The 15,542-nt window shown below is 42.3% G+C and carries 13 protein-coding genes; 1 reads left to right on the top strand and 12 read right to left on the bottom strand.

What is annotated here, in order from left to right; genetic code table 11:
- Positions 1-46: 46 nt before the first annotated feature.
- The 6 genes from LSG31_RS12215 to LSG31_RS12190 form a co-directional block, all read right to left on the bottom strand.
- Entirely contained in the window at positions 47-1,165 is a 1,119-nt protein-coding gene (locus tag LSG31_RS12215) for a Gfo/Idh/MocA family protein (RefSeq protein ID WP_347435386.1), read from the bottom strand.
- Between the two features lie 29 nt (positions 1,166-1,194).
- Positions 1,195-1,830, bottom strand: a complete 636-nt coding sequence (locus LSG31_RS12210) for a ThuA domain-containing protein (RefSeq protein WP_347435385.1) — start codon at positions 1,828-1,830, stop codon at positions 1,195-1,197.
- A gap of 59 nt (positions 1,831-1,889) precedes the next feature.
- A complete protein-coding gene (locus LSG31_RS12205; protein WP_347435384.1) occupies positions 1,890-3,062 on the bottom strand; it encodes a Gfo/Idh/MocA family protein in 1,173 nt (390 codons plus the stop codon).
- Positions 3,063-3,080: 18 nt separating this feature from the next.
- Positions 3,081-3,953 carry a carbohydrate ABC transporter permease gene (locus LSG31_RS12200; protein ID WP_347435383.1) on the bottom strand — a complete coding sequence of 291 codons (873 nt, stop codon included), beginning with the start codon at positions 3,951-3,953 and terminating at the stop codon, positions 3,081-3,083.
- 5 nt (positions 3,954-3,958) lie between these two features.
- Positions 3,959-4,849, bottom strand: a complete 891-nt coding sequence (locus LSG31_RS12195) for a carbohydrate ABC transporter permease (protein ID WP_347435382.1) — start codon at positions 4,847-4,849, stop codon at positions 3,959-3,961.
- A 133-nt stretch (positions 4,850-4,982) separates the two neighbouring features.
- Positions 4,983-6,302, bottom strand: coding sequence for an extracellular solute-binding protein (locus LSG31_RS12190; protein ID WP_347435381.1), 1,320 nt, complete (start codon positions 6,300-6,302; stop codon positions 4,983-4,985).
- 624 nt (positions 6,303-6,926) lie between these two features.
- Here LSG31_RS12190 and LSG31_RS12185 point away from each other — a divergent pair.
- Positions 6,927-8,102, top strand: coding sequence for an ROK family transcriptional regulator (locus tag LSG31_RS12185; protein WP_347435380.1), 1,176 nt, complete (start codon positions 6,927-6,929; stop codon positions 8,100-8,102).
- 155 nt (positions 8,103-8,257) lie between these two features.
- Here the strand turns inward: LSG31_RS12185 and LSG31_RS12180 are convergent, their stop codons facing one another.
- The 6 genes from LSG31_RS12180 to LSG31_RS12155 all read right to left on the bottom strand — a co-directional run bounded on the left by LSG31_RS12180 (position 8,258) and on the right by LSG31_RS12155 (position 15,525).
- Complete coding sequence (locus LSG31_RS12180) at positions 8,258-9,241, bottom strand: aldo/keto reductase (protein WP_347435379.1); 984 nt, start codon at positions 9,239-9,241, stop codon at positions 8,258-8,260.
- A gap of 14 nt (positions 9,242-9,255) precedes the next feature.
- Positions 9,256-10,770 (bottom strand): glycoside hydrolase family 32 protein, encoded by a 1,515-nt coding sequence (locus LSG31_RS12175; RefSeq protein ID WP_347435378.1) that lies wholly within the window; start codon positions 10,768-10,770, stop codon positions 9,256-9,258.
- 223 nt (positions 10,771-10,993) lie between these two features.
- Positions 10,994-11,836, bottom strand: a complete 843-nt coding sequence (locus LSG31_RS12170; protein ID WP_347435377.1) for a carbohydrate ABC transporter permease — start codon at positions 11,834-11,836, stop codon at positions 10,994-10,996.
- 11 nt (positions 11,837-11,847) lie between these two features.
- Positions 11,848-12,795 carry a carbohydrate ABC transporter permease gene (locus LSG31_RS12165; RefSeq protein ID WP_347435376.1) on the bottom strand — a complete coding sequence of 316 codons (948 nt, stop codon included), beginning with the start codon at positions 12,793-12,795 and terminating at the stop codon, positions 11,848-11,850.
- 79 nt (positions 12,796-12,874) lie between these two features.
- Complete coding sequence (locus tag LSG31_RS12160) at positions 12,875-14,197, bottom strand: ABC transporter substrate-binding protein (protein WP_347435375.1); 1,323 nt, start codon at positions 14,195-14,197, stop codon at positions 12,875-12,877.
- Between the two features lie 353 nt (positions 14,198-14,550).
- Positions 14,551-15,525: a LacI family DNA-binding transcriptional regulator gene (locus LSG31_RS12155; protein ID WP_347435374.1), complete on the bottom strand. Its 975-nt coding sequence runs from the start codon at positions 15,523-15,525 to the stop codon at positions 14,551-14,553.
- Positions 15,526-15,542 lie beyond the last annotated feature (17 nt).

Below are 15,542 nucleotides of genomic sequence, written 5' to 3'. Positions count from 1 at the left end.
TCTAGACTCTCCTTTTCTTCACATTCGATTTTGCTTTCTTTTGCTCTCATTCGTGCAAACCTGTTGTTGAAATTGTGTGCTTGGAAAAACCAATCGGCAACGGTGCCGGACGGTCACACGTACTGGCGAGTTTATAATGGCTCCCGGCTTTTGAGGCGATGTGGAATCCATGCATCATTTCAAGTACATGGTATGCCAATTCGCCGCTTGCACGATGCGGACGTTGATTTAGAATCGCAAAAGCCAAATCGGCAACCCCAAGCCCCCGACTGTTTTCCGTAAACTCATGTGTAAGTGGTATTTCATCAAACTGTCCCGCCCCTTGCCGGCGAATTCGAACAGGACCGCCGAACGTATTGGGATCAGGTACGCTCAATGTCCCTTCGGTACCATAAACCTCAATTCTCGGCAACTCTGCATGCCATATGTCAAAACTTGTAATAATCGTCCCCACTGCACCATCAGCAAAATCAATCACCCCTGCCACATGTGTGGGAACTTCAACCGGGATTTTCTGCCCAAATTTCTTTTCACTTGTGATGGTTCGTTCCGGAAACGTAATTTGTGCGGATCCGGTTACACGTGTTGCCGGACCAATGAGATTGACAAGTGTTGAAAGATAATAGGGTCCCATATCAAACATCGGCCCGCCACCAACCTGATAGAAAAATTCAGGATCCGGATGCCAACGCTCATGCCCGTGATTGGTCATAAACGCTGTTGCTGCAACAGGCTTGCCAATCCATCCTTCATCAATCAGTTTGCGGCATGTTTGTATTCCTCCGCCGAGCACGGTATCCGGAGCGGAACCGACCCGCAATCCCTTCCTCTTTGCCAATTCCAATACGTTTCGGCCATCTTCCAAAGCAACAGCCAGTGGTTTTTCTACATATACATGTTTGCCGGCTTCAAGTACTGCCAAGGAAACTTCTGCATGTACTTGTGGAATCGTCAAGTTTATAATGATTTCAATTTCTGGATCCGCTAAAATTTGTTCAACTGTATATGGTTTTTGCAAACCAAACTCATCTGCTTTTGCCCTGGCGCGGTCCAAATCAATATCTGCACATGCGACCACATCCAGCACCGAGAATTGTTTGCAGTTTTTCAAATATATCGTACTGATATTGCCGCAACCAATGATTCCAACTTTCATTCGCTTCACATCGAAAACCCCTTTATCCTGAGTCGAGACTAACGCGCCGCCCATACCATCCCGCGCCGCATGATTGCCAATACTTGAGGCATTCGGACAATGTTCGCCTGGTGCCCAAGGGAACAGTAGAATACTTTCCCGGAACCATAATGTTTGGTCCATACGACCGGCATCTTGACTCCATCAAAGTCTGTTGTTGCCAGAACATCAATGACCGGGTCAATATGCATATAGTACTTTTCAGTGCTTACAGTAAAATCCTCAATTCCTTGCATCAACGGGTGATTCTTTTTCTCCACTTGTACCTCGTATGTAACACCGTCCCCGCCCGGATGTGCGACCCATTGTCCGCCAACCATATACTGATACTCGGTTTCATTCCGGAAAGCGTCAGCCATTCCTCCGTGCAATCCGGCAATCCCTGTTCCATTTTTTACAGCTGCCAGCAACGGCGCAAGTTGTTCCTTCGCTATCGTGCCCATCGTCCAGATTGGTACAATCAGATCGGTTTGTTGCAAACGATCAGCGTCCAAAAAACAATCAAGTGTATCAAAAATTTCTGTTTGAAAATTCTCCTCTTGCAATAAACCGGCCAAAATTTCAGAAACTTCTTTCGGTTGATGTCCTTCCCAACCGCCCTGCACGACCAAGGCCTGTTTTTTATTTGCGCCCACCTGATTTCACCAACTCTTTCTTTTAAAAATAAATGTTTAAGCAGGTACTCTCCACCTTTTCATTCCTGATTTTCTTCGTGTTCGATTTTCACCCATTGACGTTCTGCAACGGATATCTCAACGGCTTCCAATACTTCTTGACACTTGACACCATCATAAAAGTTCGGAATCGGTTGGCGTCCTTCGCCGATTGCCTCAAGCAATTCCACAATTTCGTGTACCATTGTATGTTCATAACCGATTGTGTGCCCGGCAGGCCACCAGTGTCCGCTGTATGCATGTGCAGCATCTGTCGCCAATACACGTCGGAATCCTTGCACATCAGCAGCATCTGAAATAAAATAAACCTCCAATTCATTCATGCGTTCGAAATCAAAACGAACACTGCCGAGACTGCCGTTAATTTCAAAGAAATTGGTGCACCGATGACCTGGAGCAAATCGGGTTGCCTCGAAAGTTCCGATTGCTCCATTTGCAAATTTTGCAAGAAACGCAGTTGCATCATCAACGGTAACTTCCCCGTATTGCCCGGAATTTGAACATTTGCCTGATAACCCGATCATGCCTTCTGCAATTGGGCGTTTTTTGATAAATGTCGTACTCATACCAATCACTTCACTAAATTCACCAACCAGGTAGCGTGCCATATCAATCACATGTGCTCCCAGATCGCCATGCGACCCTGATCCGGCTATCTCCTTTTGCAAACGCCATACCAATGGGAAAGCTGGATCAACGATCCAGTCTTGTAAAAAGAGCCCGCGAAAATGGTAGATCTTACCCAATCTGCCGCTTTCAATGAGTGATTTTGCAAGCTTGACGGCCGGTGCAAAGCGATAGTTGAAACCGACCATGTGTGTGATTCCAGCCTTCGTAACGCTGTCTAGCATTTCTTTTGAATCTTTTAATGAAAGTGCCAACGGTTTTTCGCAAAAAATATGCTTTTTGTTTGCAGCAGCAGCCAAGACGATTTCTTTATGGACATTGCTCGGCGCTGAAACATCGAGTAAATCCACATCTTCCCGCTCCACTAACTTCCGCCAGTCTGTTTCAATCTCATTCCATCCGAATTGTTTTTGTGCACGTGTTACATCTTTTATGTCCCGTCCACAAAGAACTTGCTTTACCAGCCGAGGCACTTCCGGAAAAAAAAGAGGGATGTCGTGATAGGCGTGACTATGCGCCTTGCCCATAAATTTATATCCCACCATGCCAACGCGAATTTCTTCCATTTTATTCACCCCTTGAAATCATTTGCTAAAACCTGCCGTCAGACCTTTCAACAGATAACGTCTGCCAAATACATATGCTAAAATTAGCGGGAGTGCAGACAATACCACTGCAGCCAAAAGAACAGGCACGTTAATTGTAAATTCTCCTTGATAACTGACAACGGCCAGAGGCATTACTCGCACATCCGGCGTTTGTGTTAAAACCAGCGGAAAGAGAAAATTATTCCAGACCTGTACAAAGTTATAGATTGCAACAGACATCAAAGCAGGTTTCGTCAATGGTATTACCAGGCTTTTCAACATTCCAAAATCCGTAATGCCTTCAAGTGCCATGGATTCATACAACTCATTCGGAATATCACGAATAAAGTTGACAAGAATTAAAACAGTCAGCGGAATACCAAACGCCACGGAAGGCAAAATCAATCCAAGTAACGTATTGTATACGCCAAGTTTTCCTATTAAAACATAAATAGGTATAATCGCAGCTTGAATGGGAATCGCTAGCCCAACAAGAAACACGTTAAAAATAAAGCGAACCGTTTTTGTTTTCGTGCGGACAATTACGTATGCAGAAGAAACGGAAACGAAAACGATCAAAAAAACGGTAACCACTGAGACAATGACGCTATTTAGAAAGTATTTTTGAAAATCGTTTTGCAATACGGTCAAATAGTTTTCAAAGGTAGGATGCGCCGATGGCAACCATGGTACCCCAAGCAAGAATCCGGCTTGTGAACGCAAACTGGTTATCAACATATAAAATACCGGATAAAAGGAGAAAAGCAGCCACAGCAAACCAAACAAAGGGAGAAGTGGATTCAATCTTGATCGTTTTCGTATTTTTTTTTGTTTAAAATGAACAACGGGTTTAGCCGCAGTTGACAACAAACCAATCACACTCCTTCCATTTGACTTTCCATTTTATTGAAACCGGTGATCTTTAACATGACTAACGATAATAGAATGCCAATCACTGCAAGTATGATCGCCAAGACACTTCCATAGCCCATCCGTTGGTCCATAAAAGCAGTCTTATACATATACATCGGTAAAATCATCGTAGCGTTCCCCGGACCTCCGCCTGTCATTACATAAACCAGATCAAAGTACGTTAACGACCCTGTTAACATCAATAGGGAGGACGTTGTAATCGTGTATTTTAACTGCGGTAACGTAATGTGGAAAAATTTCTTTATGCCAGTCGCCCCATCTATTTCAGCAGCTTCATAAATTGCATCCGGAATCTGACGTGTCCCTGCCTGGTACAACAACGTATGAAAAGGAATAAATTGCCATGCAATTACAACAGCAATTGTATATAATGCCAACTGCGGATTGCCAATCCAGTCCTTTGCCAAACTCGACAAACCTAACGCATGAAATAAAGAATTGACCAATCCAAAATTCGGATTTAAAATATACGACCAAGTAATTCCAATTGCTGCTGATGAAAACAACAGTGGAAAAAAGTAAAACACGCCTAATATCGATCGATATCGTTGTTTCCCGGCAAGAAAAACACCCAGCAACAAGCTTATAGGCGTCTGTATAACCCAAGTAAGAATCATCATTTTTAAAGTAAGCAGCATAGACATTCCAGCAAATTTATCGGTGAATACGTTTATCCAGTTGGAAAACCCGGTAAACTTAGGTACAGCCACGCCATTCCAATCCAAAAAGCTAAAATACCCTGCCATTACCATAGGCCCGAGTGCAAAAATTATAAAAAAGGCAATTGCAGGAGTAATCATAACGATCCTTTGCCAATTCAATTGCTCCTTCATTTCGGCCCCCCTATTTGATTTTTTCCGCCACCTCAATCGATAACCTTAAAATCGTATAAGGTTCGATTAAAGTGACGGAATAAAAGATAGTATTTTCAATGATTTGATATGTTAATATGTTAATTTGTTAATTTTATTTGATATATTTATTCATATTGTCTGAGAATTGTTGCGGAGTAATCTGATTCAGGAATAATTGATCCAAATTGGTCAATAATGCTTGAGCTTCTTCAGGAGGCAACGCTTGGTCCCATGACATTTGGAAATTCGGCGCCTTATCTACCAACTTATAAATAAAGCTTAACCAATCGCCATATTGATTTTGTTGCAATTGTGGTTCAATTCCTTTGACAGGAGGAACATCCCCGATATCAATGTATCCTTTTACTGCAGTATCATTTAAAACCGCATCCTTTAAATACGTAACATCTTCCTTAATATTCTTTGAAGCGGAAGCGACCGAATAAAAATTCGACAAATTGCCAGCTATGTCATTCGGGTCGCCCTTTCCATTTTGCACAGTTGGAAATGAGAACCAACCAAAATTCTTATTTTTGATATAAGCGGGATCCGTCGACAAAATATTTGCAAAATCCCAACCACCCATCAGTTGCATTGCTGCTTTTCCTGTGTAAACAAGAGCATCCGATTCACCAGTATCAAAGTTTACAGAAGTAAAACCAGTTTCAAATGCACCCATTTTGACTAATTCTTGAATCATTGTGTTGGCCTTTATAAATGCCGGATCAGACCAAGCGTTTGGCTTTTTCTGAATGACCGCATTGAAAGCCTTTGGACCGCCAATCCGATCCACTAAATATTCTTCATACATCAAATCCGGCCATTTATTCTTGCCGGCTAATGCAATTGGACTGATACCATGGCTTTTTAGTTCTTGAACGACTTTAAGCAATTCGTCCCAAGTCTTCGGTGGGGTTACGTTATATTTTTTGAAAATCTCTTTATTGTAGTTGAAAACAACGGGTTGTACGTTATTGATTGGAATACCGTAGATTTTTCCATCAAACGTAACACCTTTTAAAACAGATGGCAAAAATTTGTTTTTCCATTTCGGATCGGAGTTAAGAGCCGAAGTCAAATCATACACATCATTTGCATCAACATACGACTTAAGAATTCCCCCGCCCCATCCATAAAAAATATCAGGCGGGTTATGCGCACCCATTGCAATTTGCAATTTTTGTTTATAAGGATCATTTTGAAAAAACTGGACATCTGCGTGGATTCCAGGATGTTTGGAATTGAATTCAGATGCTACTTTTTTTACTAACTCCTGTTGTTTGCCAGTAGAAATATCCCAAATTGTAACCGTTTTACTATTGCTGTTTTGACCACCGGCTGCCGTGCTGGTCGTACCACACCCGGATAATACAGCAGATAATGACAACGCTGTCATTACGCAAACAGGAATTGCTTTTGTCAACTTCTTCATCAACATCTCTCCCCTTATAACACGCATCGGTTATCATTTGAATTCTGCAATGCTTTCTTGTTGTACAATCCCTACGTTTCATGCCAGGACCGATTTACTCCTTGCAACAAATATGGCCCTTTGATTTGTTTATTGATTAAACTAATTACGATATATTTATGCTAGCATTTTCATAATTTGCGGTCAATAAATAAAAATCCAAATAATCTGACAGTTTTCGACTTTCGGGCTTAGCAGTTTGAATTTTTCTAAATTTATTAAGATTTACATCGGATTTACATCCTGATTTTCAAGTGTTTTGCTTGAAATTTATCACTTGACAGATCATGAATCAAACGTGTAACTTTCTAAATATAACTGTTCCCTATCAAATATTCAGAAGTCAAATAGGCCCTTACCATCTTAAATTGATTTTATGAATAAACAAATTACTATTAGAGGATGTTCAAAAAGTAGTCAAAACTCCACGGCGGATTGCTTTGCCGAATCCCCCAAAGGCTTACTCATGTACCAGACACGTACACTCCGTCGCCTTTTCGTGCTTCGGCTTCGCACTCCTTGTGTCTTACTTAACCACTTTTTGAACACGCACTATTACTTTTTTAAAGTTTGGAGAACTTTCTGATGAGAACAGGCGATCAGTCACTAATCAAGGAATTAAATCGGTCTATCACGCTTAACCTTTTACGTCTGCATAGTCCAATATCCAGAGCGCAAATTTCAACTCTGACTGGTCTCAATAAAGCAACCGTTTCCGCGATTATTGAAGATCTGCTACGTGAAGGTCTAGTCACAGAAGTTGGCCGCGGTCATTCGACGGTTGGCCGTCGTCCCGTCATGCTGATGTTCAATTCGAAAGCCGGATATAGTATTGGAGTTGATTTTGGTGTCAATTATATACGCATCCTAATTATGGATCTATCTGGAAATATCATTCTCGTTCGGGAAATTTCAATCATTCAAACGAATGATATGCAGCAGGTAACTTCTACACTTGTGAACTTGATCAATGAAATCATTGCACAAACTCCCAAATCCATATTGGGCATCCTTGGAGTTGGCATAGGGGTTCCAGGTTTTGTTGATTTTGCAAATGGCATTGTTCTTAACGCTCCCAATTTGCAATGGCGAGATGTACAATTGAAAGCTCTGCTTGAAGCACAAATACACCTGCCGTTCCTGATCGATAATGAAGCGAATGCGGGTGCGCTTGCTGAAAATTTGTTCGGCATTGGAAGAAATGTTCCGAACTTTATCTATATAAGTGCAGGAACAGGTATTGGAACAGGAATCATCGTAAATAATCATTTGTTTCGTGGAAGCGAGGGAATTGCCGGCGAATTTGGACATATGACGATCGAAGTGGAAGGACTTCGATGTCCATGCGGAAATCGGGGCTGCTTTGAAATGTATGCATCTGAAAAAGCTCTAACCACCAAATATTCGCAAATTACCGGTAAAAATTGTTCAGTTGAAGAAATTTTGGCAAAACTTTTTGAAGGTGAAACGGCTGCAATCGAATCCATGTTATGTATTGGCCAATATCTCGGTATTGGCATCACCAATATGATTAATGGATTAAATCCTTCCCTTGTCGTAATTGGCAATCGACTTGCCGAAGCAAAAGAGTGGATTTTACAGCCAGTCGAACAGAAGGTTCGGAATCGCTGTCCGATCATGTCTTACTCAAAAGTAAATATTTGTGCTTCTTCTTTAGGAAGAAACGCAACCGCAATTGGCGCAGCCGCATTGGTACTTAACGAGTTCTTCACCGGTCCGCAAACCGATTCAACTTTATGATCGGAAATGAGACCTTCGGCGAGATTTTAGGCGGGCTGATGTATCCAATCAGCCCACCCAAAATCCTCTGTTTCGAAATGATCCGTTCCAAACAATTGACTCTCTTCAGCAGATCCGACTTTGTTTAAACCTGATTCGAGTGATTATACTCCAAATCAATATGCCCCGCGAATATGTGAAACCACTTCTTTTTCATAAAATTCAGCGATCTTCTGTAATTCGTCGGAGGAAAAAGAAGGTACGTCCAGTGCCTGCAGATTGCCTTTCACCTGCCGCTCATTTTTAAAACCGGGAATTACACAACTGATTGCATCCTGATCCAGGATCCACCGCAGCGCGGCAGCAGCCATATCTCCCCGTCCATCCGCAATCCAGCGCAGCCGTTCACTAAGTTCAAACCCTTTCTGAAATCCTAGTCCCGCAAATGTTTCGCCTACATTAAACTGCTCGCCGTTTTCATTAAAGCGGCGATGATCATTTTCTTCAAAAACGGTATCGGCCTGAAATTTCCCGGTAAGCAAACCGCTGGCAAGGGGCAGGCGGGCCAGGATGCCTACGCCTTTTTCTTGCGCTTCCGGAAACAGCTTTTCCAATGGTTTTTGGCGGAACATATTAAAAATCACTTGCAATGCTTTCACATTCGGATTGCTTAAACAAACCAATCCTTCTTCCACACTTTCCACACTTACACCGTAATAGCGAATTTTCCCCTCTGCCTGCAATTTGTCCAGCACTTCAAACACTGTGCCATCCTGTAAAATCTCGAGCGGTGGACAATGAATTTGATACAAATCGATTCGTTCACGATTTAAACGTTTCAAACTCCCTTCACAGTATCCGCGAACCGTTTTCTCCGAATACGTTTGTGTATCATATATATTACCGGCACGGCAAAATTTGGTAGCTATGTAAATCTCATTTTCTTTCCCTTTTGTCACTTTAGCGAGCAATTCTTCACTGTGCCCATTCCCATAAACATCTGCCGTATCAAAAAAGTTGACGCCTGCATCCATAGCCGCCTCTAAGCCGCGGATGGAATCTTGATCATTTACGTTTCCCCAGGCGCTGCCGATGGCCCATGTGCCAAAACTGACTTCACTTACATGCAATTCCGTGTTTCCCAATTGTCGATACTTCACAATAAGACCTCCCTTTATTTCTTCCAAATATCTTTTAATTCCCATGCTTCAAAAGAAAGCAAATTCACCTTGCCACAAAATGCAAAAAGTTCTACGCCGCGACTGCGTGGATCCGGGTAGATTCTGTTTGACATGACCAATTCTCCATCATTCACGAAAATCTCCAATGATGAACGATCTAAAAACACATGAAACCGGATCTTCATCTTTTCCGATCTTTCCAATGTACTTGCGCGAACGCCACCCGGTCCGATCCCCGAACGGTTGCGATCAACCGTTACTTGCCTTTGATCGACACGATACGAAACGACCGTTTCCTCTTTTCCGTCTTCTGAACATCGAACTTTCAACCCGAATTCACTCGCATCACAGGATTCCAATGAAAATTCCGCAAGGATTTCAAGACATTCTCCTTCTACTTCTAGTATATATTTACCAAAAATCATCTGTTCTCCTGCAAGTCCATAACATTTTTTCCGCAGTTTCTGAAGCTCGGGAACTGGTTTCATGATGAGTTTCTCATCGGCTGAGAGTTCAAGAACCCGCGGAATCGTCAATGCACCTGCCCATCCTTGCTCCTGCGTGGGCATTTTGGACTCCCACATATCCATCCAGCCAATCAGGATTCGTCTACCCTGATCGTCAAGAAACGTTTGTGCCGCATAAAAGTCAAATCCTTTGTCCAATTCTTCAAAAGAACCGTGTGAAAAAACTCCCGTTGAATAATCCAAATGGCCAACCAAATACCCGGTCTGATGCAAATTTTGGTAACGCTCTCCTTCTGCATCTATTCCTTGTGGAGAAAAAACCAACACATCTTTGTCCCCAAGTGAAAAGAAATCCGGGCATTCCCACATATATCCCAGCGATCCGTCGCTTTCGGCCATCACTCCTACATATGACCAATTCCGAAGATCCAGAGAACGATAAAGAACTGCTTTCCCTTTTTCCTCTTTTTTCGTCCCCAGTACCATATACCAGTATTTTTCATATTTCCAGACTTTCGGATCCCGAAAATCGGCAGCTTCCTCTTCAGCCGGTGCACTGATCACAGGATTTGCTGCATCTTTGACAAACGTGATGCCATCTGTGCTTGTTGCGATGCATTGCATCTGTTTGATTTCTGTTTGTTCCTCATTCATCCAGACGTTCCCGGTATAAATTAAGGTCAATGTCCCTTTGTCATCCACAGCGCTGCCTGAAAAACACCCATCTTGGTCATATGCTTCGCTTGGCGCCAAGGCGATCGGCAAGTGCTCCCAATGAACCAGATCCTTGCTTTTCACATGCCCCCAATGCATCGGACCCCATTCTGCTGAAAAAGGGTGATGTTGATAAAACACATGGTATTCGCCTTTAAATTGAATCAGTCCGTTCGGGTCATTGATCCAATTGGCCGGCGCCGCAATATGATAAGCCAAACGATGAGATCCGCTTGTGTTTTGCTCCATTCTTTCTTTCAGGTAATCATTTGCTTTTTGCAGCATTACTTGTTGTTGAAGCATTACTTGTTGGCTATTTTTGTCCATCACATGATCACTCTTTCTTAAATATGGATATACCGTCTTTATCAATAAAAATTTTTATCAATGAACATTCGATTGAAAAAGCACCTCCACTTTTAGGGAAGTGCTGTCCTTGTGGCTTGTTCCACTTAACGTTTCTTGCCAGCCATCTATTGAATCGAACCCTGCATGATATCTTTAATACTATGTTTTTGTGTAGACAAGTAGAGTTAAAATTCACAAACCCTTATTTGCCGCCGGTATATTTTAGCCCTTGGACATAGTATTTTTGAAATAATGAAAAGACAATAATCATCGGTATCGTCGCAAATGTCAAACCGGCGGTGATTTGGCCCCATTGCGTGACCTTTGCACCGAATAAAGCCTGCAGGCCAATTTGAATCGTGCCCATTTGGCTGCTTGTTGTAACAATTAAAGGCCATAAGAAGTCATTCCAATGAGCGACAAAAGAGAGAACCGCAACAGTCGCCAACACCGGTTTCGATAACGGCAGGACGACCTGCACGAAAATACGCAATGCAGAAGCCCCATCAATACGCGCCGCTTCTTCCAGTTCTGCAGGAATACCCAAGAAAAACTGCCGTAAAATATAGATCGAAAATGCATCAGCTACTGCAGGCATGACTAAAGCAGCGTAACTGTTGATCCATCCGAGTTTGTAGATAATGATGTACTGCGGAAACAACAAAATTTCCGAGGGAAAGACAAGCAGTGCGATTAATAATGCAAACAAGAATCTTTTTAACGGGAAATTCAATCGGGCAAATGCATACCCAGCCATTGAGTTTACGATAAGATTGCCTGCTACAATGAGCGCTGTATAAAACAGGCTGTTGAATGCCTGTCGAATCAATGGTACATTGCTGAAATCAATGGTGTAATTTAAGAAATAGCCAACATGCGGTCTTGGCGGCAAGAATGCTTTGACAGACCCAAAATCATTGTATATTTGGGCATTCTGTTTAAACGACGATACGATCATCCACACCAGCGGAAAGAGAAAAATTGCCGCCAGGATGATCAGAATTGCGTACGATACGGTATTGTTCAGAAATCTTCGATGTCTCATGCCACTCTCTCCTATGCCTTTTCTTCTTTCAACACGAACCGCTGTATCAACGCGACTGCGACAACGATGATCGTAAACATCACGCCAATCGCCGATGCTGTCCCCATGTCTTTTAATTCAAACCCTGTTTGATAAAGAAAATATACGAGAGTTAATGTAGAGTTCACCGGACCGCCTTGCGTCATTAACATCGGCTGAATTATCAACCGAAATGCTTGAATCGTAGTCGTGATTATGACAACGATGGAAACGTTTCGAAGTCCTGGAAGTGTAATATGCAAGAATTTTCTCCAGGAACCTGCTCCATCTATCGATGCTGCTTCATACAAATGCTCGGGAATATCTTGCAGCCCGGCCAAAAATATCATCATTTGAAATCCTGCACCTTGCCAAACAGACATCAATATAATGGAGTTCATCGCCTCCTGTTGACTCAGCAAAAACTGTTGTGCCGGCAATCCGATTGAAACAAGAAAATGATTGATGAGTCCTGTATCCGGGTTAGGATTATACAAAAGTGTCCACAAAATCGATACAACGGCCATTGACATGACCACCGGGCTGAAAAATGCCGTGCGAAAGAACTTGATGAACCGCAGCTTTTTATTGGCCAGCAGCGCCAACCCAAGTGCCACTCCGCATTGTACCGGTACGACTACCACTGTAAAATAGACCGTATTTCTAAGTGCCTGCCAAAAAACAGATTGAGATAAGGCATAGTGATAATCAGAAAGACCTACAAAGTGTTTTTGTTGTGGCGATAAAAGATAGTAATCCGTAAAGCTATAGTAAATGGACATGAGCATTGGCAAGATAATAAAAACAAATAACAGAATCATGGCAGGCAAGATAAACACATACCCTGTGAGAGCTTCCCGCCTTTTCATCTTGTTTAAACTCGTCGCTGAGTGATTCTTAAACGTATTCGCTGCCAAAGCCATCTTTTTCCCTTGATTCATTATTACCCCTCCTTATGGCGGTCCAATGGAACGAATTTTCGCACGAAAATGAACCGCCAAGGATTCTGCTTCTCATGATTTAGTGCTGAAATCTTTGCAGTTCATGGTCAACCGTTTGAACACCTTGGTTTAAAACTGTTTTGAAATCCTTCCCTGATGCCGCAGCGTCAAACGCTTCGGCATACGCGTGAGACAGCGCAATGTATGCCGGGGTAATCGGTCTGGGATGCGCATCTTGGAATAGTTGATCATAGATCACCTTATACGGATAGGTTTTATACATGGGAAGATCTTTGTATACAGCTTTTTTGGCCGGCGGCTGATTGTCAGCCTTTACCATGGATAGAACATTTGTATCATTCGTAAGCCATTCGAGAAGTTTAAACGTTGCCTGCGGATGCTTAGACTGTGTTGTAATACCCCAACACCAATTACCGGAAGGCGAGACATGCGTCTTGCTATAGGGTAAAGGCATCATACCCCACTGGAGGTTCGGATATTGTTTAAGGGTTTCGGCAAACCAATCCCCATCGACAGCGATTGCCGAACGACCTTTTGCGAAATCATCCGGACTGTCAGCGACTGTGGCAAGTTTTTCATTAAACAGGTTCTGGATGTATTGGAGTGATTGAATTGTCTTTGATCCGTTTAAATATCCCTGCACAGTCTTGCCGTCCGGTGAAATGATATCCCCACCGTTCGACCACGTAAATACTGTCCCCATATATGTGAGCCATTCATTAACACCGCCGTTTGTAGTAACAAAAAAGTCGATCGGCCACTGTGAAACTTTTTTAAGTTTCTTGCCTGCATCTTCAAACTGTTGCCAAGTCCACGCTTGTGAAACGGCCTGTGGAGCTTTTAAACCGACCTCGTCGAACATTTTTTTATTGTAATAAACCAAAACGTCAGATTCGGTTTGTCCAAGCGTATATAGATGCCCCTGATACGTTCCTTGATTGATAATGGAAGGCAAGAATTCACTTTTCAACTGTGGAGTTACGTATTGATCAATCGGGCGAATGATTTTATTTGCTGCATATGGAGCCACCATAGGGCCGTCCATCGATACAAGGTCAGGTAAAGTTCCGGAATTCAAGGCAGCTGTAACTTTATCTTCGAAAAAAGTATCATTTCCTCCCCTCGGCAGAAATTGCAGGTTCACTTGTATTTTCCCGGAATTCGCTTTGTTAAAAGCTGCAATTTCATCTTTGATCACCTTGTTTTCATCAGGAGAGCCATTGACCTGCCACAAAGACAATTGAATCGGACCTTTTGAATTGGCTGCTGTCGCGTCAGATGAATTATTGGCTGATGTAGCAGATCCACAGCCGCTCACCGCGATCATACTACTTAACGCAATGGAACCAACAGATAACAGCGCTTTTTTCTTTTTCAACATTAGACCTTCCTCCTTTTTGATTCTTCGAAAGCACTTACATGAAGCACTACACCAATTTGCCATACGTGATTGCCGAGAGATGAAAATCATTTGCTTTAATAGCAAACATCAATACCTGCTATATGTCAACCGGTTGACATATAGCTAAAAATTTTTTTTCCAAACAGATACCCCCTTTTTCGTTTCAAAATTAGACCCTTCCTTCATTTTGGTTTTTAGAAACCCCTTACATTCCACACAACATGCAATGGATATTGCCAAAATATTAAAAATCATTTGCATCATTAGCATACATCTATATCTGGTATATGTCAACCGGTTGACATATGGTTTCAAAAATATTTTCCTGTCATTCACGTCGTTTCCCGTTCCACCAAATGTACCGGAAATGTATTGTCAACATTCGGCCTGATTCCCTCTATTTGATTAAAAATAGTTTGAACAGCACATTGAGCCATCGTTTCGATCGGCTGATGTATGGTAGTTAAATAAGGTTTGACCAGGGAACCGAGAAATATATCATCATAACCTACCAGTTTAACGTCATCCGGGATTTTTCTTCCGGACATGGTGCATATGTTCATAACAGAATATGCGATGAAATCGCTGCTCACAAAGACACCATCGATATCCGGATGTTTTTCGAACATATTCTGAATCGCCAAGTCATTCCCCTGCCTGTTAAATCCGATTGTATCCGTTTCAATCATTACGGTTTGCACGCCATACTTCCCGGCTACATCTACAAACGCTTCCGTCCGCTTGTTGCCAAGCATATTAAGTTCAAGGTTGTTGCATATATGTGCAAGTTTTTTACAGCCTTTTTGAATCAGCAATTCGGTTGCAAGTTCTCCACCCTTATAGTTATCTGATCGTATAAACGGAAAATCATAAATTTTTCGATCAAATGTAACGATAGGATAATCCAGATTTTTAAATTCTTCGACATCGAGCGTATGACTTCCCATAATGATTCCGTCAACTTTGTTGCTCTTAAGCATCTCAACATATTCTTTTTCTTTGGCTTGATCCAAATTTGAATTGCAAATCAGAATTTTGTATTTGTTGTCATACGCAAAGTTTTCAATACATGTCGCTAATTGGCCAAAAAACGGGTTCGAAACGGTTGGCACGATTAAGCCAATAATATTTGACCGGTTTTTATAAAACGACCGAGCCAACTCATTCGGCCGATAATTCAACTCTTCCATGGCCTGTAATACCTTTTTTCTCGTAGCGTCACTAATATAGCCTCGATTGTTAAACACCCGAGACACTGTAGTTACCGTTACTCCCGCCTTCGTAGCAACGTCCTTGATTGTAGCCATAAAAACCTCCCCCGAAC

The organism is Fodinisporobacter ferrooxydans, from assembly GCF_022818495.1.
GTDB classification, from domain to species: domain Bacteria; phylum Bacillota; class Bacilli; order Tumebacillales; family MYW30-H2; genus Fodinisporobacter; species Fodinisporobacter ferrooxydans.
The sequence above is the reverse complement of the archived record's forward strand: the minus strand, read 5'-3'. Positions and strand labels throughout refer to the sequence as shown.